We start from the raw sequence: 23,765 nt of genomic DNA, 5'->3' as shown, positions 1-23,765 counted from the left end.
GTTTCGGGGTCAGGATGCCGGGATGACTCATACGTTGTTGGCGTTTCTCGGTGCCTGTGCGTTGATCGCGGCCAGTCCGGGGCCGAGTTCGATATTGATCATTCGGCATTCGTTGCGCAGTCGGCGGGCCGGGTTCGCGGCCGTGCTCGGGAACGAGAGCGGGGTGTTCGTCTGGGGGCTCGCGGCGGCCTTCGGGCTGACCGGGTTGTTGGCGGCGTCGCAGCTGGCCTACGACATCATGCGCATCGTCGGGGCCGTCGTGCTGGTCGGGTTCGGGGTGCAGGCCATCCGGGCGGCGCGACGCGACGGGCTGACCGGGTTCACCGCCGCGGCCGAGGGCGCGACGAGCGAGGAGGAGTCCGGCGGCGGGTGGCGGGCCTATCGGGCGGCGTTGACGCTGAACCTGGCCAACCCGAAGGCGGCGGTGTTCGCGATGTCGTTCCTGCCCCAGTTCGTCCCGAGCGGTTCGCCGCAACTGCCCACGATGATCGTGCTGGCCGCGATCTGGGCCTGCTTCGAGATCGGCTTCTACGGCCTGTACGTGTGGTTCGTCGGCCGCATGCGCACCGTGCTCGGCCGGGCCGAGGTGCGGCGCCGGCTGGAGCAGACGTCCGGCGGGGTGATGGTCGCCCTGGGCATCCGGATGGCCGTGGAGTCGTAGGCGGGACGGGCCCGGAGGAATCGCCGCCCGCCGTGGCCGGGGCGGGGGGCCGGAGACACGACTAGAGCCCGAACGCGTCGCGGCGGTCCTCCGGGACCAGGTCGGTGTACTCCGGGTGCTTGGCGATCCAGTCGCGGATGAACGAGCAGTAGGGCAGCACCGCCAGGCCCCGCTCGTGCACCGCGTCCAGCGCCGCGTGGGTCAACCGCCCGCCGAGGCCCCGGCCGCCGAAGCGCGGTTCGATCTCGGTGTGCGTGAACGCGACCTCGTCGCCGCTGACGAAGTATTCGGCGAAGCCCGCGAGTTCGCCGGCCCGCAGCGGCGGCGCGACCGGGCCCGACGCGCCCTCCGCGGCGTTGTCGGCCGCGATGAATATCTCGTAGCGGGACTTCGCCGGGTTGTCGACGACGCGCGTTTCCATACCGCTGCCTCCTGGCTCACGATCGAACGATCGGGTCGGCGGCCCGGGGATCCGGGCCCACGCGCACGCCCCTCGGTCGCACCGATCGCCGCTCGCGAGCCCCAACCGTATCGACCCGGCGAGCGGGTCCGCGGGCCGCTCCACGGGATCCGGTCGCGGGTTCCACGCGCGATGTCGCGGCCCGACTCCCGACGTGCCCCGCTCGGACACCCTCCCTCGGGGCGGCTCAGTCGGCGAACGTGGTGGCGCGGGCCCGGTTGTCCCAGGTGTCGATCCCGGCCCGGACCACGTCCGGGTGCCCGACGATCGCGTCGAGCGCCGCGGTGATCACCGCGGCGGCCTCGGCCGGGTCGCCCCGGAGGGTGTGCGGTCAGGTGGGGTCGACCAGTTCGGTCCGGTCCGTGCCGCCCGATCTGACCTCGAAGACGGTGAAGCCGTGCGGCCCGGCCAGCACCTGGTGGACGCAGCCGGACGGGATGAACACGACGTCGCCCACCCGCATGTGCACGCCGCCGCTCAGCCCGTCGCCGGAGAAGACGTCGCAACTGCCGGCGGTGAGCAGCACGACGGTCTCCTCCCCCGCGTGGTGGTGCACGGCCGTACGCTCGCCCGGTCCGAGCGTGGCGAAGAATCCGCACAGGCGTCCGGAACCCACCGTCGCGGTGGATACCCGTTCGCTGATCCGGGTGCCCTGCGCACCGACGAGGTCGGCGCCGGCGGGCACGAGAACGGCTTTGGTCATCGGTTCACGGTCGGCCATGGGTTCAGGGTCGACGCCGGTCGAAGCCCGGAAACACGCCGCACACCGAACCACACCGAATGGGCGAGTGCCGACCGGCCCCGCCCCGCCGCCGGGCTATCGGGCGATCCGCTTCTCCACCTCCGTCGTGACCCGTTCCACCCCTCGGGCCAGGTCCCGCACGAGACCGTTGACCCGCAGTGCCAGCGCCGACGCCATCGTGCCGGCCGCACCGACGATGTCGCCGGAGACCGCCGCTGGCACCGCTGCCGCCGCCGCGCCGCGCACCCCCGCCGGCGCGGCGGGCAACGGCAGCGGCAACGGCCCCGCCTCCGAGCGCAGGTCGGAGAGTACGCCGCTCGCCAGCGCCAGCAGCGCGTCCGCGCCGGACACGTGTGCCTCGCAGTGGCCGTATCCCTTCAGCGCCGCGTGCAGGAAGGCGGTCGCGTACACGTTGGTGATCGCGTGCTGCTCGGCGAAGGTGATCCCGGGCTCGCCGTCCCGGGGCAGGCCGGGCAGGTGGATGTCCACGTCGGACGGGTCGAGGAACTGCACGTGGTTGCCGCCGGAGATCTCCACGTACGCCTTGTAGCCGCGTGGGACCAGGTCGAGGTAGTGCACCCCCGATCCGGGGGAGATCCGGTCGTTCTGCCCGGACACGATCAGCGTGGGCGTGGCCACCGTGCGGATCTCGACGTCGATGCCCGCGTACAACTCGGCCTGCTTCACGTTGCGGCCCGGGGCGAAGCCCAGTACCGCGCGGACGCGCTTGTCCCGTGCCGCCGCGAGCAGCGCGCCGGCCCCGCCCAGGGACACCCCGACCGCCGCGAACGCGTCCCTCCTGATCAGGCCGCGCAGCGGGTTGAACCGGTCGTCGTCGATGTCGATCAGCTTGTCGATGGCGTCGCCGATGGTGTCGGCGTGGATGTGCGGGTCGAGCGCGAGGATGTTCTCCGGGAAGTAGCGGAAGACGATGTAGCCGTGCCGAACCACGTAGTCGGTGAACCAGTCGTACATGTTCGAACCGGTCCAGGTCGCGGGCGCCACGACCACTGACGGATACGAACCCTCGGACGTGTCGGCCGGAGCCATCCAGCCGTCGTATTCGGCCGGGTAGCTGATCTTGGCGAGGGTGAACCCCGGCCCACCGGTCCAGAACGGGAACTCGATGGTGCCGATGTGGAAGGGCCCCGGCAGGTCCGGCCGAACCGGATCCCCGGGGACGAATGAGGATGCCATACCGGGAGTCAATCGTCCCGAACTCGCTTCGACGCAAAGAAGATTGGTCAAAGTATGGTGACTCTGCCCACACCCGGCGGGGCCGGCCCCGGGGTCAGTGGTGCACCATCAGCAGCACCGCCCGGTTGTGCTCGTCCAGCCCCCGGTACACGTGCGGCCGGGCCGCGTCGAAGCGGATCGAGTCGCCCGCCGCCAACTCCCGCGGATCCGCGGCCGGTCCGGTCTCCACCCGGCCCTCGGTGACCAGCAGGCACTCCTCCACGCCGGGCCGGTGCGGTTCGGACACCTGCTCGGCGGCGTCCACGTCGAGTTCGTACAGCTCGACCCAGCCGCGCACGTGCACCCGGTGCAGCAGGCGGCCCCGGACCGCGTCGCCGCGCACCGTCGGGCCCTGGTCGGCCCGGACCACCGTGACGGCCGACGCGCCGCCGTCGAGCAGGCCGCCCAGCGGCACGTCCAGCGCGGCGGCGAGCGCCCACAGCGTGCTGAGCGTCGGGTTGGCCTCGCCCTGTTCGATGCCGTGCAGCGTGGTCTTGCTCAGCCCGGCGCTCGCGGCGAGGTCGGCGAGCGAGTGGCCGGCCGCCTCGCGGAGGACGCGAATGTTGTTGCCGATGTCGCGCGCGATGGTCATGCGGATTCCCTTGCGATGGTCATGGCGTTCATTATGCTGGACCGGCGTACCAGTTTACCGGCACATGCGAGGGAGATCGGGATCATGGTCACTCGGGTAACCCGCCTCCGGCACATCCCGGGCATCGGTGTGGACAGGGTCGGCGACGCGGCCGACGCCGCGCACGACCCGGAGCTGTTGCGCCTGGAGAACCTGGACACCGACATCCGCCCACCGGCCGTGGCGCTGGCCGCCACCCGGGCCGCGATCGACGACGACGCCGCCAACAGCTACCTGCCGTTCCACGGCTCGGCGCGGCTGCGGGCGGCCGTCGCCGCGCACGTGGGCCGGATCGCGGGGCGCGCGTACGACCCGGACACCGAGGTGGTCAACGCGGCCGGCGGCCTCAACGGCGTGCTCGACGTGCTGCTCGCCACCGTCGAACCCGGGCGCGAGGTGGTGATCGCCGACCCCATCTACGCCGGCCTGGTCAACCGGATCCGCCTCGCCGGCGGCGTCCCGCGCCATGTGCCGTGCACGCCGAGCACCGCCGGCTGGCACACCGACCCGGACGAACTCGCCGCCGCCGTCGGCCCGAACACCGCCGCCGTGCTGGTGATGGCCCCGGCGATGCCCACCGGCGCGCTGCTCGACGCCGGCCACTGGGACGCGCTGGCCCGGGCGGTCGCGGAGCACGACTGCTGGGTGATCCACGACGCCGCGATGGAGCGCATCCGCTTCGACGGCAGGGCCCCCGAGCACCCCGCCGCGCATCCGGGCCTGGCCCACCGCACCGTCACGTGCGGCACGGCCTCCAAAGAACTGCGGATGATCGGCTGGCGAGTCGGCTGGGTGGTCGGCCCCGCCGAGTTGATGGCCGACGTCAAACTCGTCGGCCTGAGCAATGTGGTCTGCCCGGTCGGCATCGCCCAGGAGGCGGTCGCCGCCGCGCTGTCCGCGCCGGACGCCGACGCCGACGTCGCCGCCGCGACGGCGATCTGGCGGGGCCGCTGCGCGACGATCCTCGACCGGCTCGCCGACTACCCGTGCATCCCCCCGCACGGCGGCTGGTCGCTGCTGATCGACACCGCCGCGATGGGCCTGCCGCCCGAAGTCGCCGCCGAACGGCTGTTCCGACTCGGCCGGGTCGCGGCCACGCCGATGAACGGGTGGGGCCCGGCGGGCGACACGTATCTGCGCCTGGTGTTCGCCAACGAGCCGGCCGAGCGGCTGGACGACCTGCGCACACGGTTCGTGGCCGCGTTCGGCTGAGCGGGCGGGGCGGGTGCGGCAGGCACGGCGCGCGCGCTCCTCAGCGGCCCGAATCCCCCGACACCAGGCGCAGGATCGGCCTGCCGGACTCGGTGCGGCGCAGGTCGTCGGCGCCGAAGCCGAGGTTCGGGTCGGCGTCGTTGAGGATGCGGCACATCGCCTCCCTGGACTGGTTGCCCTCGGCCAGCAGCCGCCGTATCAGCGGCTCGTCCTCCGGCCGGTCGGCCCGCTCCGGGTCGGCGCTGCCCTCGTACAGCCGCTGCACCAGGTCGAGCAGCGCGTGGTCCTCCGGCCGGAGCCCGCCGGGGCGTCGACTCCGGCCCGCCGGGTGGTTGCGCCGCAGCGCGGCGCCCGCGGCCACCGCCCGGACCGAACTCACGTCCCGCATCGCGGCGACGGCCCGCGCGGCCCATGCGCGCGGGCTCTGCCGACGTCGGTATTCGAGCCGGTGTTCGGGCGGCGCGATGCCGCGCCGGCCGGCCCGTACGGCGGCCACGTGGGCGCGCATCCGGTCCACCGTGGGCCCGTCGACCCACTCCAGGCCCCAGGCCGCGAATCCGTCCACGACGAGTCGGACCTCGACACCCGCGACACGTGCCAACTCCCCGTCGAGGCCGTACTCCCGGATCCCGCGATCGCTCACTGGTGTTCCTCTCCGATCGCGTGATCTTCGTCCGGCCACTGCACCGGATCATGCCCATGCCCGGATACTCGAACACACTTTGAATCCGCAGGCCAAATCGGCGCCTCGGGGCGCGGGCGCCGCCCGGTTTCGGATCAGCGAAGCGGCAGTTCGCGGTGCATCCGGAGCAGGAAGTCGTGCAGGAGCGCACGTTCCTCGGCGTCCAGGGGGGCCAGGATCTCCTCCTGTACGGCGCGCGCCGCCGCCTCCTGCTCGGCCAGCGCGGCGCGCCCGGCCGGGGTGAGCGTGACCCGCACCCGGCGGCGGTCGGCGGGATCGCGCGCGCGCTCCACCCAGCCGGCGGCGGTCAGTTCGTCGAGCACCTTGACCACGTCGCTGGCATGGATCCCGAGGCGTGCGGCGAGGTCGCGCTGGGCGTGCGCGCCGAAGTCGGCCAGCGCGGCGAGCACGGCCGTGTGCCACAACCGCAGCCCCCGCGGCGCCAGTTGCTCGCCGAGCCGGTTCCGGGCCGCCTTGCCGACGCGGGACAGCAGGTAGGTGCTGAGCGCGGTCAGCGTCGGGGGTGTGGTCTCGTCCATGACGCTATTGTAGGGTCACACCAATCATTGGTGCACACCTATGAATAGGAGATCCGATGGACGCCCTCCACCCACGCCTCCTCGTCGACCGGTTCGCCGAGTGTTTCCGCTTCTACGACGCGGTACTGCCCGAGCTGATCGGCGCCACCCGGGCCCGGGGCGACGAGAACGGCCCGTACGCGAGCTGGGACGTGGGCACCGAGGGCGCGCTGGTCCTGTTCGACCGGGCGATGCTCGCCTCCGTGGTCGGCACCGAGCACCTGCCGGCCGCCGCCCCGGATCCGACACAGGACCGCGCCATGCTGGTCAGCCGGGTCACCGACCTGGACGCGGGCTACGCCCTGTGCCTGGCGCACGGCGCCCGCTCCGTCACGCCGCCCACCCACCGCCCGGCCTGGGGCGCGAGCCTGCACAGCGCCCACGTCCGCGACCCCGACGGCAACCTCCTCGAACTCCAGGTCTACTAGCGCGGGTCTGCAAACGCCCGCCGGGTTCGGCGCCGAGTCGGGTCGGGCGTCGGGGGTGATCCGGGCGGTCTACCGCGCGGTGCCACGCGCATCCGCCAAAGATCCCGGAACCGCGAAACCGCCCGACGACCGGTGGTCGCGGGCGGCAGGGGGTGGGGCGGCGCGGGTCACGGCCGGCGCGGTCGCGCGGACACGCGCCCGGTCGGGGATGCCTCCCCCGGCCGGGCGCGTGCGGGTCATGCCGTCATCGAGCGGGCACCACTACGGGCACACGCTCGTGCACGCCGTGCCGAACGCCGAGGCCGGCGCCAGCGGGATGGTGACCGACGACGGGTTGGCGGGACCGGACTTGAGCTGCCAGATGCCGGCCAGCAGGCCCGGCGTCTGGGTCAGCGTGGCGGACAGGTGCGGGGTGTCCGCGGTGGTCACGTTCACCCGGATCCGGTGACCGGGGGCGATCGAGGCGAAGGTCGGGAAGACCTCCACGTCGTAGCGCACGACCTGGTTCGTCGGCACGGACGAGGTGGTCGCCTGGGTCGACGGGTGGTACGGCATCAGCATGCTGCCGTCCGGGGCGTACCAGGACTTGGCCGGGTCGATCGCGCGGTGCGAGCCGGCCAGGGCGCCCGAACTGAGCGGCACCGACGAGCCGTCGGGGGCGACGTCGGTGACGGTGACCACCCAGTGCGTCTCGGGGGTGTTGGACTGGGCGTACAGGGTCGCGCCGATCGGGCCGGCGAGCACCTTGGTCTCGGTCATCGGGGCCGTGGTGTAGACGAGCGAGCCGGTCCCGGTCTCCCGCGCGGTGTTGCTGTCGGTACAGGCCGGGTCCTTGATGAAGCCGCCGAGCCACTGGGCGGTCGAGCGGGTGCACGGGCTGTTGTTGGCGGTCCAGCTGATCCACTCGCTGCCGTTGGCGGTGGGCGCGGTCGTGCTCAGCCCGCCGTCGTTGGCCGAGGCCGGGGCGCTGCCGGTGCGGCCCTTGTCCAGGTACAGGCGGGTGGGGTCGGCGCCGGTGAACGGGTAGGCGCGGGTGTCCAGCCAGCGGTTGGTGCCCAGTTCCTTGACGTGCAGCGGGTTGGGGTTCGCGGCGCCGGTGATGCCGGTGTCGATGCCCTTCAGCCACTTGTCATACCAGCGCAGGTGCAGCGCGGGCAGGTCGAGCGTCGGGTCCTGGCGCGGGTCGTGGTACCAGGGGCCCATCAGGAGCTGGTAGCGGTCGGTGACCGGCTGGTCGGCGGTCATCGGCGCGCCGACCGGGCGACCGGCCCACGCGTTCTGCAGTCCGGCGTAGTTCATCAACGCGCCGCGCTGGAACAGGTCGTACCAGCCGCCGACCAGGAACGCCGGCACGCCGTTGGCGACCACGCTCGCCAGCATGTCGGCGGGGCGCCGCTGCTGCCAGAAGGTGCCGTCGTAGGCCTGCGCGCCGCCGCCGAGAAGGCCGGTGAGGATCGGCAGGTTGGATTGGGCGACGCCGCCGAGGTGCTGGATCTCCAGGGTGAGGGTGTCCAGGATGTTCTGGGTCGAGCCCTCGCGCAGTGCCTCGGCCAGCGGCGCGGTCATGTGCGAGATGCCGGTGTAGGTGAGCCAGAAGGACATGAACTGGGAGTCGGGGATGCCGCCCATGGTGACCAGTTCGCGGTACAGGTCGTTGCCCGCCACGAGCGGGAAGATCGCCTTGATCGGCGAGTTCGGGCCGACGGCCGCGGCGGTCATGATCTGGTTGATGCCGGCGTACGAGCCGCCGTAGAGGCCGACCTTGCCGTCGGCGTGCGGCAGCGCGGCGGCCCAGTTCGCGAGCGCGGCGCCGTCCTGGCCCTCGATCGGCGCCCACGGCGACCAGGATCCGGCCGAGGTGCCGGTGCCGCGCACGTCGGCGCTGACGGTGATGTAGCCGCGCTGGGTGAACCAGGACAGTTCGGCCTCGACCCCGCCCCGGCCGTAGGGGGTCTGGGTCAGCAGCACCGGGAACGAGCCGGTGGCCGGGGTGGTGGTGCCGGCAGTGGCGGGCGTGCGGACGTCGGCCCGAAGCACGGTTCCGTCGGCCATCGTGACGGGGACGTTGAGCTGCGTGGCGACGCCGTACTGCGCGACGCTGCCCTGCACGAGCGGCGTCGCGGCGGCGGGCGTCGAGCCGGCCGGGACCGCGCCGAACAGCGCGGCGACGAGGGCGAGGACCGAGCCGAGGGACACGACGAGGCGGCGTCTGGCCGCGGCTTGCCGAGTGGCCCGCTGTCTGCGGATGTGGACGGACACCCTGACCTCCAAAGGTCGCGCGAGGGTGAAAATGAACAAAAATGGATGAAACGGGCGAAGATGGCGCGTGTTTCGTCGGGGACGGTGGATCGGGGTGGATGGGGGTGGTGTTACGGGGGTGGATCCGACCGGGGCGTGGCTTCGGTCGTCCGGCGGAGGACCGAAGCCACGCCCCGGGGTCAGGGGGCGAGCGTGCCGGCGAGGGCGCGGCGCACCGACGCCGCGCGCAGGTCGCCCACGAGGGCGTGCGTGACGGTGCCGGGGATGACCCAGCCGCCGTGCAGATGGGCCAGGACGCGGAAGGCGGCGGCGGGCACACCCGCCTCGTGCAGCCGGGTCAGGTAGCGCTCGCCCTGGTCGCGCAGCGGGTCGTGCTCGGCGATGGTGATCACCGCCGGGGGCAGACCGCTCAGGTCCGGCTCGAACAGCGGGGACACGCGCGGGTCGCGCGGGTCGACGCCCTCGGGCAGGTACAGGTCGAAGAACTCGTTGCAGGCCTCGGGGGTCAGGCCGCCGAGGTCCGCGGTCGCCTCCGGGCCGGCCGAGGGTTCCATCCGGGTCAGATCCACCCCGGGTACGTCCAGCAACTGCGCGACCGGCATGGGCAGTTGTCGATCACGGGCGACCAGGCACAGCAGCGCGGCGAGGTTGCCGCCCGCACTGCACCCGCCGACCGCGATCCGGTTCGGGTCCAGGTCCAGCTCGGCGTGGTGCGCGTGCAGCCACGCGTAACCCGCGACGCAGTCCTCCAGCGGTGTCGGGTAGGGGTGTTCGGGCGCGAGCCGGTAGTCGACCAGCGCCACCGCGCAGGCCACCTGCGCGGTGATCGGCCCCAACTCCACCTCGGCGGTGTCCAGGTCGCCCTGGAACCAGCCGCCGCCGTGGATGAAGTAGAACGCCGGTGCGGCGGAGGGCAGTCCGGCCGGGCGCAGGATGCGCACGGTGATCTCGCCGCCCGGGACCGGTATCCGGTGGTCGGTCGCGGTGACGTCGTCGGGGCGACCGGTGAAGGCGAGCCGCATCGTGGCGTTGGCGAGTTCGCGCCGCTCGGCCAACGTACCCGGAGGCGGGTCGGCGGAACGGTGGTCGGCGAGCAGGTCGATGATGCGTTGGATCGGCGGGTCCAGGGGCATGGGTCAGCTCTCCGGCGCGGGATCGGCCGCGGGGTGCGGCGGGGCGGGAACGGAAACGGGGACGGGGGCGGAAACGGAAACGGGTCGCGGCGCGACGGGGGCGTCGGCGCCGAGGGCTCCGGAGCGGTCGATGGCGCGGGTGTCGGTGCCGAGGTAGCCGGCGATCACCGCCGGGTCGGAGCGCACCTCCTCCGGCGTGCCCTCGCTGATGACGCGGCCCGCGCCCAGGCAGTACAGCCGGTCGCTGATCGACATCATGAACGGCATGTCGTGCTCGATCACGATCATCGCGGCACGCAACTCCCGGCGCAGCCGCAGCAGCAGGGGACCCAGTGCCTCGGTCTCGCGCTGGGCGACGCCGGCAGTCGGCTCGTCCAGGCACAACACCCGTGCGTCGAGCGCGATCAGGTTGGCCAACTCGACGATGCGCCGGGTCCCGGTGGACAGTCGGGCCACCGGGGTGTCGGCGTAGCGGCCCAGGCCGACCAGGTCGATCAGGTCGGCGGCCTCGGCCCGCCGCCGGCGTTCGGCCCGCGTGGCGGCGGGCAGGAACAGCGCGGTGCCGCCGAGCCCGGATCGACCGCGCGCCTCCAACGCGACCAACACCGTCTCCCGCACCGTGAGTTCGGGGAACAGGCGGGCCGCCTGGAAGGTGCGGCCCAGGCCGAGCGCGGCCCGCCGGGCCGGAGCCAGGCGCGAGACGTCGCGGCCGAGCAGTTCGACCGAACCGGTGGCCGGCGCGAAGCCGCCGATCGCGTTGAGCAGGGTGGACTTGCCCGCGCCGTTGGTGCCGATCAGGCCCAGGATCTCGCCGGGGCGCAACTCGATGGACACCTTGTCGACGGCGGTGTTGCCGCCGTAGCGCACGGACACGTCGCGGGTGACCAGCACGGGCGCGGCGGACGCGGCGTCGGCGGCGGACGCCTCGGCGGCGGCCCGCTCCCGAACACGCATGGGGCGTTCCGGTTTCGGCGCACGCGTCGGCGCCGGCGCCGCACTCGGTTCGGGGAGCCGCCTCTCGGCCCAGTCCAGCAGCGCGGCGCGCGCCGCGTTGCCGATCTGGGCGAGCCCGCCGGGGAAGTACAGGAGCAGGACGAGCAGCCCGATGCTGGAGGCGAACAGCGGCACCAGCGCGTTGCCCGGGAAGAAGGCCGGCAGGCCGACCACCCACACCGCGCCGATCACCGGACCGATCGTGGAGCCGAGGCCGCCGATCACCACGATCGCCACCAGGGTCAACGAGTCCGACACCTGGAAGAACCGTTCGGTCAGCGGCACGCTCTGCACGCTGCCCGCGAGCAGCGCGCCGCCGAGGCCGGCGATCGCGCCGGACAGCGCGAACGCGGTGACCTTGGTGCGCAGCGGCGGCACGGTGCAGGCCGCGGCGGCCTCCGGGTTGTCCCGGACCGCGATCGTACGCCGCCCGACGCCGTGTGCACGCAGTCGGGCGAGCAGCGCCAGGACCACGATCAGTACGACCAACAGCACGTAGTAGTAGGTGCGTTCGTCGGCCAGGTCCAGACCGAGCAGGTCACCCCTGGGCATCGGCACGGAGGAGGCGTTGCCGTCGGTCAGGAACGGCCGCCGGTACAGGTAGGCCGCCGCGGCGACGCCGAGCGCGAAGGTGCTGACGGCGAGCAGCATGCCGTCCACCCGCAGCGCCCCGACACCGACGATCGCGGCCAGCGCGGCGGTGACCAGCGCGGCCACCAGCACGGAGGGCGCGAACGGCAGCGCCTGGAAGGCGATGGTGCGGTCGCCGCCGATGTCGATCGACAGACCGCGCGTCAGCGCGGCGGCGGTGAGCGCGCCCAGTCCGGCGAACGCCATCTGGCCGAGCGAGAGTTGCCCGGCCCAGCCGGTGAGCACGGTGAGCGAACACGCGCAGATCGCGAACGCGAGGATCGTGCCGTAGAGCAGGTGCCGGGAGGCCTGGGTGACCACCAGCGGCAGCAGTACGGCGATCAGCAGCGGCACGATCAGCGCGAGCTTGTTCATGTGCCGGATCCACCACACCCCGCGCAGCCGCTCCGGGATCGGGGCCGGTCGCGGTCCGGTGGCGAACGCCCGGGTCCCGGCCCGCTGGTCGGTGCGCGCGTCGCGCCGGGCGCGCACCCACACCGCGGTGACCACGGCGCACAGCAGCAGGAAGTCGACCAGGCCGGTCTGTTCCACGAAGTTGAACCGAACGGCCGCCTGGAGCACGCCGATCAGCACGCCCGCGAGCATCGACCAGCGGAACGAGGTGAGCCCGGCGATCACCGCGGCGGCCATCGCCCGCACCATGGTGTTGGGGCCCAGGTCGGCGGTGGCCGAGACCCGGCCCGACTGGCCGGCGATGAGGATCATCGCGAGGGTGGACAGCAGGCCGGCGATGGTCCACACCACGGTGGACACGATCTTGGGGCTGATCCCGACGGTGCGGGCCAGGTCGGGGTTCTCCGCACAGGCGGTGACCGCCCGGCCCCGGGTGGTGCGGCCGAGGAACCAGGTCAGCGCGCCGGCCACGACCGGCACCACGACCAGGACGCACACCTGGGCGCCGGTGACCCGCACGCCCGCGATCTGCCATTGGGCGTCGATGGCCACCGGGTAGCTCGCCCGGACCGCGCCGTCCACGTCGGGCAACGAGCGCACCGCGGCCACGCACGCCTGGGCCACCCCGATGGTGGCGATCAGCACGGTGACCCGGGCGGAGTGGAACAGGCGGCGGATCACCGCGAGTTCGACGATGGTGCCGGCGAGTGTACCGACCAGGAGCGCGCCGAGCAGCGCGGCCCAGAACGGCACGCCGTAGTTGATCACGGCCAGCGGCAGCAGCGCGGCGCCGATCACGCCGAGGTTGCCGACCGCGAAGTTGATCACCCGGCTCGATCGGTACACCAGCACCACGCCGAGCGCGATCAGGCCGATCGCCAGGCCGTTGACCAGACCGTCGAAGGCGATCTGGCGGGTCATCAGGTCAGCCATGGTCGACGCTCTTTCCGGATGCGCTGCGCTCGTCCGAGGTGTCCGCTCCCGCGTCGCCGCCCAGGAACACCGCCCGGACGAAGTCGCGTTCGGCCAGGTCGGCCGCCGCGCCCTCGAACCGGATGCGGCCCTTCTCCAGGAACAGCGCCCGGTCGGCGATCGACATCGCCACGTTCAGGGACTGCTCGACCACGATCATCGCCAGTCCCTCGGCCCGGAGCCGTTCGATCACTTCCAGGAGTTCGCCGACCATCGCCGGGGCGAGCCCGAGCGAGAGTTCGTCGATCAGCAACACCTCGGGGTCGTGCAGCAGCGCCATCGCCAACGCGAGCATCTGCTGCTGGCCGCCCGACAGCGCCGAGGCGGGCTCGTCGGCCCGCTCGACCAGCCGCGGGAACAGCGCGAGCGAGCGCTCGATGCGCTCGCGCACCAGGTCGGGGTCGGCGCGGTGGATGTACGCGCCCATCTCCAGGTTCTCCCGCACGCTCATCCCCGGGAACACCCCCGCCCCGCCCGCCAGCGACACGATGCCCATCCGCACCCGCTGTTCGGGGGCGACGAAGGTGACGGTGCGTCCGTTCAGTCGGATCACCCCGCGTTCGGGCGTGGTCAGGCCCGCGATCAGCCGCAGGATGGTCGACTTGCCCGCGCCGTTGGTGCCGAGCAGGGCCAGCACCTCGCCGCGGCGCACCTCGAAGCCGACGTCGTACAGGACCTGCACCTGGCCGTAGGAGAAGTCCACGTGGTTGACCTGGAGCACCGGCAACCGGTCCGGTTCGGCCTGCCGGCGCGCGTGTTCGGCCTGTTCCTCGTGCAGTTCGGCGACGATCAGCGCGAGGTCGCCGTGCACGTGCTCGGCGCCGCGCATGATCAGCAGGCCGCCGATGATCGTGGCCGGGACCAGCGTGATCAGCACCGCGGTGCGCGGGCCGAAGCCGTCGATCAGCGGCGCGGAGACCAGGCCGCCGCCGGTGGCGCCGATGAAGAACACGTAGATCGACGCCATCGCGGTGCCCAGACCGCGCAGCCGATACGGCACGATCGTCTGCATCAGCGGGCCCATCAGCGCGAACGCGCAGGACAGCAGCACCACCTGCGGCACCCCGAAGACGGCGAACAACACCGGGTTCGGGGCGAAGAACTGGAGCGGCGCGAACAGTGCCGAGGGCACGATGAGCAGCCCGATCAACCGCAGCGCCCGGGCCGGGTCCTCCTGGAACCGCCGGTCGTAGTAGCGGCCGACGAACGGCAGCACGAGCAACCCGGCGACCCCGCCCGCGGTGCCGACCATGCCGCGCTCGAACGCGTCCAGGCCGTACTCCTGTTCCAGGAACAGATTGCCGAGCACGGGGGTGGTGAACAGGCCGAAGCCCATCGCGGCGAAGGCGAGGATGACCGTCTTGAGGGTGCGGATCCGGCCGAGTCGGGCGAACGCCGCCTCGATCGAGATCGGCGGCGGGTCCTCGTCCTCGATCACCTCGCCGAGCACGTCGGTCTTCTCCCACTGCCCGCGAGGGGGTTCGGGCAGGAAGAAGGCGAACGCGGCGAAGATCACCACGGGCAGGCCGAGCAGGTAGTAGGCCCATCGCCAGCCGTCGGGCCCGCCGACGGCCGCCGCGATCCCGCCGACCACCAGCGGGCTGAGCACCGCGCAGAGCCGGCCGCTGACCCCGATCGAGGCGCCGAGCCGGCCGCGGATCCCGATCGGGTAGGTGTCCGCGAGCAACGATCCCTGCACGGGACCGCTGTTGGACTTGGCCACCCCCGCGCCGAAGCGGGTCCAGAAGAACATGAACGCGTTCATCGCGAAACCCGACAGGAACACCATCACCGCGAAGAACGCGGTCGACGCGCCGATCACCGGGCCGCGTCGGAAGCGGTCCGCGATCCAGCCCATCGGCACCGCGCCGAGCACGGTGAACGCGCCCGCCGCGACGCCGAGGAAGACGATCGTGCCGTTGCCCACGCCCAGGCTGTCCCGGATGTCGGGGGCGAGCACCGCCAGTGCGGCGCCCTCCAGTTCGTCGAGCGCGGTCAGGATCAGCAGCACGGTGAACACCGAGGTGCCGCCGCGACGCAGCCCCTGCCGCAGGGTCGGGCTCTCGGCGGGGGGTTTGCCGGCCGGGTCGGCGCCGGCGGAGCCGACACCGGGGACGGCGGTGTCGGCTGTGCCGGCGGACCGCCGGGTCCGGCCCGACGGCCGTCGCGCGGCCGTCGGGGGTGATTCGTCCAGGACCGCACCGGCGAGGTCGGCCAGATCGCCGCGCTCGCCTCCGGTGCCGTCCCGCTGGGGTGCGGCGGTGCCGCCGTCCATGTGCTCGGCCTTTCTCGGAATTTCGCGTGCCGTCACGGGCTCACTTGACGGCGGAGATCGGCGGTCCCGCCGGGAGCATCTGGCTCTGTGCCGCGTCCCAGCGGAACACGCCGACGGCGTCGCCCGCGCTGTGCTTGCCGGCGCCGAGCGAGGCGAGCGGCATGCCCGGCAGGGTGAGCTTGGTCAACGATTCGGCGCCGCGCTGCCAGGAGGCGGCGGTCAGGTCGCGGCCGGCGGCGTCGCTCGCCTGGACGAACAGCCGGAACGCGGCGCACGAGTTGGCCACCGCGCTCAGCGCCTCGCGGCTCGCCGCGGCCGCGTCGAACCGGTCGCCGGTGCCGCCCGCGTTGTACTCCTCGACACACGCGGTCAGCCCGGGATCGGCCAGCAGTTCGGCCTTGGTCGGGATGTACGGCGCGGCCACCGTCACCCGCTGCATGGTGGCGGGCTTGATCCCGGTGGTCTTGACCACGGCCGGGCTCAGCGCCTGGGCCGAGGTGGCGTACACCTGCTCGGGCAGCCAGTTCGCACGTTGCAGCGCGATCATCAGGTTGGAGAAGTTGGACGTGTTGAGGATGGTGTCCGCGCCCGCCGAGCGCATCTTCTGCACCAGCGTGTCCAACGCCTGGTCGCCGGCGGCCTGGTCCTTGCCGTAGTCGTCGAGCGGGGTCTGCACGACCACGTCGACGCCGGCCGCGTCGAGCAGCGGCTTCACGGTGTTCTTGGTGACGGCCGCGTCCTGGGCCTCCCAGTAGAGCGCGACCTTCTTGCCCTGCAACAACTTCTGGTCGAGCAACGCCTGCACGGCGGCGGCGCGTTGCCGGTCGTCGGCCATCTCCAGGGCGACGAACGGGGCCTTCGAGCGGCGGTCGCGCTCGGCGGACTGGCCCCACTGGCCCAGGTAGGGGGTGCCGTGCGTCTCGGTGAAGCACAGCGGGGTGTCCCCGGTGAGGATGCCGATGGCCAGGAACACCTTCTTGTCCTCGCTCAGTTCCACGCACGCGGCCTGCGCCTCGGCCGGGCCGGTGGGCAGGAACGGGCGGAAGGCGAGTTCGATGGTGCGGCCCTGGACGCCGCCGCGCTTGTTCTGCGCGGCGACCCAGGCGGCGTACAGGTCCTTGCTCGCCGGGCCCTCACTGGGCACGCCGAAGGCCTTGAGCTGGGCGGGGTCGGTGGCGGCGACGCCGAGCTTGACGGTGGTGTCGGTGACGCCTCGGGCCGGGCCGCTCGGGGCGGCGGCCGGGCCCGAGGGCTTCTCGGCGTCCGACGTCTTCTCGACCGAGCAGCCGGCCGCGGCGGTCAGGCCGAAGGCGGCGAGCAGGACGCCTACAGCGATACGTCGCGCGGGAGCGGGTCCGTCTCCTCGGAGCAACACAACGGCTCACCTGTCCTTCAAAGGAAGCAATGGATCAACGGTGGTTCGATCCCGGGTTCGGATCGTGGGTTCGGATGATGGGGGCGGAGGCGGGGGTGGAGGTGGGGGCGATGCCGGGGAGCACCGACGTCCGATGGCGGATCGGGAGTCGAGACGGTGGGCGCGAGGTCCGGGCCGTCGGGAATCCGGGGGATTTGTGTGTCACATCACGACGGCGGGACGCTAACATCGAATACATGCCAGATGGAAGGCTTTCGTGGACGGCATCATCCCGACTCCTCGCCGGCGGTACCCGCGGCGAGGCCCGAGCGCATCACCTCGACCCACCCCGTTCGCCCTGGTCGGCGGCCGATCTGCGGTACCGCGACCTGCCCTCGGCCGACCCCGGATCGGGTGCGGCACCGCTCCTGTTGCTGCACGGATTCGCGGGCAGCGCGGCCGACTGGGACGGCGTGGCGCCGCTGCTCGCCCATGATCGTCGAGTGCTCGCGTACGACCACCGCGGGCACGGCGACAGCGACAAATTCGGCGAGCGGTCGGCCTACACCTTCGACCACCTCTCGGCCGACCTGGAGTCGTTCACCGAGCGCGTGCTGCCCGAGCCGTTCGACCTGCTCGGCCACTCGATGGGCGGTGTGCTGGCGCTGCGGTACACGCTGGCCCACCCGGATCGGGTGCGCTCGCTGGTGCTGATGGACACCGCCGCCGAACCCACCTCGACCCCGGTCCAGCGGGTGCTGAGCCGGGGCCTGAACGCGGTGGTCGGCCGATGGGGCCTCAAGCCGCTGCTCACCCTGCTCAAGCCGTTGACGCGCGCGCCCGCCGACGCCTCGCCCGAGGACCTGGCCCGCCGCGAGCGGCAGTCGCGGGCGCTGGCCGGGATGGACCGCGCCGCGTTCGTCGGCTGCGCGCAGGCGCTCGGCACGTACCCGTCGCTGGTCGGCCGGCTGGCCGAGGTCTCCTGCCCGGTCACCGTGGTGGTCGGCGAACACGACCGGCGCCTGCGCGGCGCGGCGGAACAGTTCGCGGCGGGCATCCCCGGCGCCCGGCTGCGGGTGATCGCCGGCGCCAAACACAGCCCGCAGACCGAACGGCCACAGGACTGGCTGGCGGCGGTTCGCGGGCACCTGGCCCGCTAGGACCCCTCCGGCGGCCCCGGGCGGCACCGCGCCGCCGGATCGGCCCCAGGACCCCGCCCCGGGCGTACGAGTGCCCAGGGCGTACGGGTGCGCCGCGCTCGCCTCCCCGACCCGGCCGCACCCACTTCCCCGACACGAAGGAACGATCGCGTGATCGCCGATATCGACTTTCCGCCCGGACGCTGGCGGGCCCGATGGATCTGGGCCGAGTCGCCGGACGGCCCGCCCCCCGGGCGGCACACCGTCGCGCTGCGGGCCGTCCTGGAACTCGACCGGGTCCCCGAGCGGGTGCCCACGCGCGTGGTCGCCCTGTCCGGCTACGCGCTGGCCGTCAACGGGGTCGAGGTGGCCCGCGGGCCGGTGCGCGCGAACCCGCGCATGCGGCCGTACGACGACCTCGACCTGGCCCCGGCCCTGCGCCCGGGCACCAACGTCGTCACGGCGCTCGCCTGGGTACACGACGGCCCCACGGCGTGGTGGCTGCCGCCGTCGCCGTTCGCCAACGACCTCGTGCACGGCGCCTTCGTGCTCGAGGCCCGGCTCGGCCCGGACACCTGGTTCCACACCGACGAGCGCTGGCAGGGCCGGGTCCTGTCCGGCTGGACCGCCACCCCCGGCGGCGGCAGCGTCTCCGGACGCGGCCGCGAACTGCTCGACGCCCGCGCGCTGCCCGCCGACTGGCAGCGCCCCGACCGCGACCCCGGCTGGCCCGCGGCGGTGCTGCGACGGGCGATGACCACCGGCGAACCCGGCCGGCCCGAGCCGCCCAGCTACCCCGGCGGCCCGTTCGGCGGCCGGCCGATCACCTGGCCGCGACCGCGCCTGATCGCGCTGACCCCGGGCGAGGACGGCGCGTACACCGCCGACCGGGTGCTCTCCGGCACGCTCGTGGTCGACGCGACCGGCCCGGCGGGCGCCGAGGTCCTGGTACACACCGCCGAGTTCGCCGACCCGACCGGGCGGCCCGCACCCGGCGAACACGACGCGAGCCTGGCCTCGACCACCGACGGCACCCGCCGCACCCTCGAATCCGTCGACTCCTACGGGCTTCGCGGCGCACTCGTCGAGGCCCCCGACGGTGTCGTCGTACACGGCGTGGCCGTCCGCGAACGCACCTATCCGGTCACCGGCGACGCGTGGTTCGCCTGCTCGGACCCGCGCCTGGAGCAGATCTGGCGGATCGGCCGGCGCACCGTGACGCTGTGCTCGGCGGACGCCTACCTCGACTGCCCGACCCGCGAACAACGCGCCTGGACCGGCGACGCGGTGGTGCACCAGATGGTGGACCTGACCACCAACGCCGACTGGCGACTGGCCCGTTGGCATCCCCGGCTGGCCGCGTCGCCGCGCCCGGACGGCATGTTGCCGATGGCGGTGGCGGGCGACGCCGAGTGGGCCGACTTCACCGTCATCCCGGACTGGGCGCTGCACTGGGTGCATTCGGTGTGGAACCTGTACCGCTATGTCGGCGACCGCGAGGAGATCGCCGAGCTGCTGCCGGTGGTCGAGCGGGTGCTGCGCTGGTTCGTCCCGTTCCTGGACGAATCCGGCCTGCCCACCGACGTGTTCGGCTGGGTGATCATCGACTGGTCGGCCGTGCACACCGAGGGCGTCTCGGCCGCGCTGTGCGGGTTGTGGGGTCGGGCGCTGCTCGAATTCGCCGAACTGGCGTCCTGGCTCGGCGACCGTTCCCGCGCCGACTGGGCGCGCGCCACGCATGCCCGGTTGGCGGCCGGGTTCGAGCGGTTGTGGGACCCCGAACGCGAGCGCTACGCCGACTCGATCGCCGACGGCGAGCGGCGCCCGATGGCGTCCCAGCACGGGCAGGCCGCGGCGCTGGTCGGCGGCCTGGTCCCGGCCGCGCGGATCGATCGTCTGGTGCACGTGCTCACCGACGAACCCGCCCTCGTACACGCCGCGTTCAGCGCCCCGAAGGGTCCCGCCGAGCCCGGCTCGGACACCGAGGTCGGCGGCGCGCACCTGCGGGCGGGGCCGCCGGAACCCTGGTGGGACACCGACCGGCAGGTGGTCCGGGCCCAGCCGTTCTTCCGCTACGTCGTGCACGACGCGCTGGCCCTGGCCGGCCGGGCCGACCTGATCGCGGACCTGTGCCTGGACTGGCTCGTCCTGCTCGACCGCAGCGACACCTCGTGGAGCGAGACCTGGTACGGCGGCACGGTCAGCCACGGCTGGTCCTCGACGCCGACCCGGGACCTGATGACCCGGGTACTCGGCGTCGAGCCGGCCGAGCCCGGGTTCGCGGTGGCCCGGATCGAACCCGCGCTCGGGCGACTGACCCACGCCGAGGGAGCGGTGCCGAGCCCGGCCGGCCCGATCGGCGTGGTCGTGACGCCGACGGAACTGACCGTGGACAGCCCGCTGCCCTTCGTGCACGCGGGCCGGCCCTACCCGGCGGGCCGGCACACGATCGCGCGTTCGGGCGGCTGACCGCCCGGCTACCGCTGCGCCGTTCCGCCGTCCCCGGGCAGCGGAACGGCCAGCACGGCCAGGAAACGGTCCAGGAACTGCCCGTACGCGGCGACCATGTCCACCCGATCGGGTTCGAGCAGCCACTGCACCTGGAGGCCGTCCATCGCGGCCAGCATCAACTCCGCGCAGTGCTCGGCGTCCACGTCGGCGGCGATGTCGCCGTCGTCCCGGGCCTGGACCAGGTGCCGCGTGGCGATCTCCCGCGCGATCCGGTAGCGCTCGACGAAGTACGTGTGCGCCGGATGCGCGGGATCGGTGGCCTGCACCGACAACGTGGCGAACAGCCGGATCAGCAGCGGTTGCCGGGCGTTGAGCGCGACCACGTCCCGGCTCGCCCGCACCCAGGCGATCCCGGAGACGTCGACCGGCTCGTCCGGGGTGAGCGTCAACTCGTCCTTGTACCGCAGCACCGCCGTGAGCAGGTCCTCCTTCGACGCGAAATGGTGGCGCAGCCCGGTATGCGACAGGCCCACCTGGGCGGCGATCTCGCGCAGCGACACCGCGTCGTACCCGCGCGTGGCGAAGACCTCCAGGGCCGCGTGCACGATCTCCTGCCGCCGTGCGACCCCTCGCGCGTACGGGCCCCGCGCCCCCGTGCGATCCGACATCCGTCCGGCTCCCCTCGTGAAAGCATTCCAGCTGGAATGTATTGAATGTAGTGTGCCCCTCGTGTCGCAGGCCAACGGTCATGATGACCGCACCCACCCCATGCCCCCGGTCGCGACGGCGTACGGCGCCGCCGCGTCACCCGAAATCGACTCACCACCCCCGCCGCGCGTGCCGGATCAGCGTGGACCGGATCCCCGCGCGCCGGAAGCCCGGGCCCGGGAGTCGGACCCGCACGCGCGGATCGAGGCCGCGCTCGCGGAACTGGATCTGGAACGCAAGGTCCGACTGCTCACCGGTTCGGGATTCTGGCGCACCGCCGCCGAACCGGCGATCGGACTGCGCGAGATGGTGCTGTGCGACGGCCCGGCGGGCGTGCGCGGCGAACGTTTCGACGAGCGCGAGCCGTCCGCCTCGCTGCCCTGCCCGACCGCGCTCGCCGCCTCCTGGGACGAGGACCTGGTCGAGCGGGTCGGCGCGCTGCTCGCCGGCGAGGCGCGCCGCAAGGGGGTGGACGTCGTGCTCGGCCCGACCGTCAACCTCCAGCGCAGCCCGTACGCCGGGCGGCACTTCGAGTGCTACTCGGAGGACCCGCTGCTGTCCGGACGGATCGGCGCGGCACTGGTGCGCGGCGTGCAGTCGGGCGGCGTGGCGGCCACGGTCAAGCACTACACCGCCAACGACTCGGAGACGGAGCGCTACTCGGTCGACGTGCGGATGTCCGAGCGGGCGCTGCACGAGGTGCACCTGGCCGCGTTCGAGGAGATCGTGCGCGCGGGCGGGGTCTGGGCGCTGATGGCCGCGTACAACTCCGTCGACGGCGTGACGATGACGGAAAGCCCGCTCCTGGAGACCCCGTTGCGCACCGAGTGGGGCTTCGACGGGCTGGTCGTCTCGGACTGGTTCGCGACCCGCTCGACCGAGGGCGCCGGGCGGGCGGGCCTGGACCTGGCGATGCCGGGCCCGGGCCCGGACCAGCCCTGGGGCGCCGCCCTGGTGGCGGCGGTCCGGGACGGACGGGTGCCGGAGCGGGCCGTGGACGACAAGGTGCGGCACCTGCTGCTCCTCGCCTCCCGGGTCGGCGCGCTCGACGGCGTACCCCCGACCCCGCTCGCGCCCGCCCCCGCGCCGGAGCCGGCCGCGCTGCTGCGCGAGGCCGCCGCGGCCGGCATCGTACTGCTGCGCGACACGGGGACGGCGCTGCCGCTGGACCCGAACCGGCTGCGCCGCGTGGCGGTGCTCGGGCCCAACGCGGACACGCCGCGGATCCAGGGCGGCGGCAGCGCGACGGTGATCCCGCCGTACACGATCGGCCCGCTCGCGGGATTGCGGGCGGCGCTCGGCCCGGAGGTGCGGGTGGAGCACGCCGTCGGCGCGCGGATCCGTCACCGCCTGCCGGCGGTCACCGAGGCCGAGGTGCGCGACCCGGGGTCCGGCGCCCGCGGCCTGCGGGTGCGCTTCCTCGGCCCGGACGGCGACGTGCTGCACGAGGAACTGCGGGGCGGCGGGCGGCTGTTGTGGCTGGACGATCCGATCGTGGCGCAGGCCGTGGCGATCGAGGCGGTCGGCGTCCTGGAGGTCGGCGAGGACGGTCCGCATCGCATCGGGGTCGCCGGCGTGGGCCGCTTCCGACTGGCCGCGGACGACGTCGTGGTGGTGGACGAGGACCTGGTCACCGACGATCCGCTCGGCGGCATCCTGACCCCGCCCGAGCGCTGGGCCGAACTGGACCTGAAGGCCGGCCAGGAGGTCGAACTCCGGTTGCGCCACGAGTTCGCGTTGGAACGCCCGGGCACCGGCTTCGTCCTGGGCGTCGACCCGCCGGCGGCGCACGAGAACGAGGACCTGGCACACGCGGTCGCGGTCGCCGCCGACGCCGAAGTGGCGATCGTGGTCGTGGGCAGCACCGAGGAGAGCGACAGCGAGGGCCGCGACCGCATCCACCTGTCCCTGCCGGGCAGGCAGGACGAGTTGATCCGCCGGGTGGCCGAGGTCAACCCGAACACGATCGTGGTCCTCAACAGCGGCTCGCCCGTACTGCTGCCGTGGCGGTCGGAGGTCGCGGCGATCCTGGTCGGCTGGTTCCCCGGCCAGGAGTTCGGCGCGGCACTGGCCGACGTCCTGCTCGGGCGGGTCGAGCCGGGCGGCCGACTCCCGGTGACCTGGCCCGCGTACGAGGACGACCCGGCGGTGTTGACCACCACGCCGATCGCGGGCCGCCTCGACTACACCGAGGGCATCCACATCGGCCACCGCGGCTGGGCCCGAGCCGGCGCGACCCCGGCCTACCCGTTCGGACACGGCCTCGGCTGGACCACCTGGACTCACGCAGGCGTCGAAACACGCCCATCAGGCCCGGACTTCGTGGCCCGGGTAACGGTCCGCAACACCGGCACGCGCCCCGGCCGCCACCTCGTCCAGGCCTACCTGAGCCGCCCCGACAGCACCATCGAACGCCCGGTGTCCTGGCTGGCGTCCTACACCCACGCCACCGCCGACCCCGACACGGAAGCCACAGTCGACCTACACATCCCCGCCCGAGCCTTCCAACACTGGTCACCCGGCAAGGGCCCCCAAACCGAACCAGGCACATACACCCTGCACATAGGCAGCTCCAGCACCAACCTCCCCCTCACCACAACCCTGACAATCCCCACCCCCACGACCACCTGAGCAGACCCCCACCTCGAACGCCGGCCGAGCCAACCACGCAAACCACAACCCAGGCCCGTCCGGCGTTCGAGGACATCAAGCCCGGCCGGGCTCCGAAACACTCGAACCACAAAACCCAGCCCGTCCGGCGCTTGAGGACACCGGCCGAAGACCGAACCAACCCCAGCCCGGCCAGG

The 23,765-nt window shown here is 73.2% G+C and carries 18 protein-coding genes; 6 read left to right on the top strand and 12 right to left on the bottom strand.

Annotation, left to right across the window (positions count from 1 at the left end; all coding sequences use genetic code 11):
- Nucleotides 1-22 precede the first annotated feature (22 nt).
- On the top strand, nucleotides 23-661 hold the full coding sequence (locus EMA17_RS12350) for a LysE family translocator (RefSeq protein ID WP_126636978.1): 639 nt from the start codon (nucleotides 23-25) through the stop codon (nucleotides 659-661).
- Between the two features lie 61 nt (nucleotides 662-722).
- Here the strand turns inward: EMA17_RS12350 and EMA17_RS12345 are convergent, their stop codons facing one another.
- The 4 genes from EMA17_RS12345 to EMA17_RS12330 form a co-directional block, all read right to left on the bottom strand.
- Nucleotides 723-1,082 carry a GNAT family N-acetyltransferase gene (locus EMA17_RS12345; protein ID WP_126636977.1) on the bottom strand — a complete coding sequence of 120 codons (360 nt, stop codon included), beginning with the start codon at nucleotides 1,080-1,082 and terminating at the stop codon, nucleotides 723-725.
- 370 nt (nucleotides 1,083-1,452) lie between these two features.
- Nucleotides 1,453-1,824, bottom strand: coding sequence for a cupin domain-containing protein (locus tag EMA17_RS12340; protein WP_126636976.1), 372 nt, complete (start codon nucleotides 1,822-1,824; stop codon nucleotides 1,453-1,455).
- A 114-nt stretch (nucleotides 1,825-1,938) separates the two neighbouring features.
- Nucleotides 1,939-3,060 (bottom strand): poly(ethylene terephthalate) hydrolase family protein, encoded by a 1,122-nt coding sequence (locus EMA17_RS12335; protein WP_126636975.1) that lies wholly within the window; start codon nucleotides 3,058-3,060, stop codon nucleotides 1,939-1,941.
- A gap of 94 nt (nucleotides 3,061-3,154) precedes the next feature.
- Complete coding sequence (locus EMA17_RS12330; RefSeq protein ID WP_126636974.1) at nucleotides 3,155-3,691, bottom strand: helix-turn-helix domain-containing protein; 537 nt, start codon at nucleotides 3,689-3,691, stop codon at nucleotides 3,155-3,157.
- Between the two features lie 84 nt (nucleotides 3,692-3,775).
- Between EMA17_RS12330 and EMA17_RS12325 the strand changes: the two genes are divergently transcribed.
- On the top strand, nucleotides 3,776-4,942 hold the full coding sequence (locus EMA17_RS12325; RefSeq protein WP_126636973.1) for a pyridoxal phosphate-dependent aminotransferase: 1,167 nt from the start codon (nucleotides 3,776-3,778) through the stop codon (nucleotides 4,940-4,942).
- Between the two features lie 40 nt (nucleotides 4,943-4,982).
- Here the strand turns inward: EMA17_RS12325 and EMA17_RS12320 are convergent, their stop codons facing one another.
- A complete protein-coding gene (locus tag EMA17_RS12320; protein WP_126636972.1) occupies nucleotides 4,983-5,585 on the bottom strand; it encodes a hypothetical protein in 603 nt (200 codons plus the stop codon).
- 134 nt (nucleotides 5,586-5,719) lie between these two features.
- A complete protein-coding gene (locus EMA17_RS12315; protein ID WP_126636971.1) occupies nucleotides 5,720-6,163 on the bottom strand; it encodes a MarR family winged helix-turn-helix transcriptional regulator in 444 nt (147 codons plus the stop codon).
- Between the two features lie 56 nt (nucleotides 6,164-6,219).
- Here EMA17_RS12315 and EMA17_RS12310 point away from each other — a divergent pair, with 56 nt between their 5' ends.
- The gene (locus EMA17_RS12310; RefSeq protein WP_126636970.1) at nucleotides 6,220-6,630 is read left to right on the top strand and encodes a VOC family protein; all 411 of its coding nucleotides are present in this window, start codon (nucleotides 6,220-6,222) and stop codon (nucleotides 6,628-6,630) included.
- Between the two features lie 261 nt (nucleotides 6,631-6,891).
- Here the strand turns inward: EMA17_RS12310 and EMA17_RS12305 are convergent, their stop codons facing one another.
- The 5 genes from EMA17_RS12305 to EMA17_RS12285 form a co-directional block, all read right to left on the bottom strand.
- Nucleotides 6,892-8,889, bottom strand: a complete 1,998-nt coding sequence (locus tag EMA17_RS12305; protein ID WP_126636969.1) for a CocE/NonD family hydrolase — start codon at nucleotides 8,887-8,889, stop codon at nucleotides 6,892-6,894.
- A gap of 179 nt (nucleotides 8,890-9,068) precedes the next feature.
- Nucleotides 9,069-10,022 (bottom strand): alpha/beta hydrolase, encoded by a 954-nt coding sequence (locus EMA17_RS12300; RefSeq protein ID WP_126636968.1) that lies wholly within the window; start codon nucleotides 10,020-10,022, stop codon nucleotides 9,069-9,071.
- A gap of 3 nt (nucleotides 10,023-10,025) precedes the next feature.
- Nucleotides 10,026-12,992, bottom strand: a complete 2,967-nt coding sequence (locus tag EMA17_RS12295) for a branched-chain amino acid ABC transporter permease/ATP-binding protein (RefSeq protein ID WP_126636967.1) — start codon at nucleotides 12,990-12,992, stop codon at nucleotides 10,026-10,028.
- On the bottom strand, nucleotides 12,985-15,342 hold the full coding sequence (locus EMA17_RS12290; RefSeq protein WP_246126612.1) for an ATP-binding protein: 2,358 nt from the start codon (nucleotides 15,340-15,342) through the stop codon (nucleotides 12,985-12,987). Before EMA17_RS12290 ends, EMA17_RS12295 begins: the two co-directional genes overlap by 8 nt.
- Nucleotides 15,343-15,346: 4 nt before the next feature.
- Entirely contained in the window at nucleotides 15,347-16,681 is a 1,335-nt protein-coding gene (locus tag EMA17_RS12285; protein ID WP_126636966.1) for a type 1 periplasmic-binding domain-containing protein, read from the bottom strand.
- Nucleotides 16,682-16,917: 236 nt separating this feature from the next.
- Here EMA17_RS12285 and EMA17_RS12280 point away from each other — a divergent pair, with 236 nt between their 5' ends.
- Together EMA17_RS12280 and EMA17_RS12275 are read left to right on the top strand one after the other, a co-directional pair.
- Entirely contained in the window at nucleotides 16,918-17,820 is a 903-nt protein-coding gene (locus EMA17_RS12280) for an alpha/beta fold hydrolase (RefSeq protein ID WP_126636965.1), read from the top strand.
- A gap of 150 nt (nucleotides 17,821-17,970) precedes the next feature.
- Nucleotides 17,971-20,268 (top strand): alpha-L-rhamnosidase-related protein, encoded by a 2,298-nt coding sequence (locus EMA17_RS12275; protein WP_126636964.1) that lies wholly within the window; start codon nucleotides 17,971-17,973, stop codon nucleotides 20,266-20,268.
- An 8-nt stretch (nucleotides 20,269-20,276) separates the two neighbouring features.
- On the opposite strand, the gene EMA17_RS12270 is transcribed toward EMA17_RS12275, so the two are convergent.
- Nucleotides 20,277-20,918, bottom strand: coding sequence for a TetR family transcriptional regulator (locus EMA17_RS12270; RefSeq protein ID WP_126636963.1), 642 nt, complete (start codon nucleotides 20,916-20,918; stop codon nucleotides 20,277-20,279).
- A 61-nt stretch (nucleotides 20,919-20,979) separates the two neighbouring features.
- Here EMA17_RS12270 and EMA17_RS12265 point away from each other — a divergent pair, with 61 nt between their 5' ends.
- Nucleotides 20,980-23,589, top strand: a complete 2,610-nt coding sequence (locus tag EMA17_RS12265; protein WP_246126611.1) for a beta-glucosidase family protein — start codon at nucleotides 20,980-20,982, stop codon at nucleotides 23,587-23,589.
- Nucleotides 23,590-23,765 lie beyond the last annotated feature (176 nt).

The organism is Embleya hyalina (assembly GCF_003967355.1).
Classification (GTDB): Bacteria; Actinomycetota; Actinomycetes; order Streptomycetales; family Streptomycetaceae; genus Embleya; species Embleya hyalina.
Note: the sequence above shows the minus strand (reverse complement) of the source record. Positions and strands in the feature narration are given on the sequence as shown.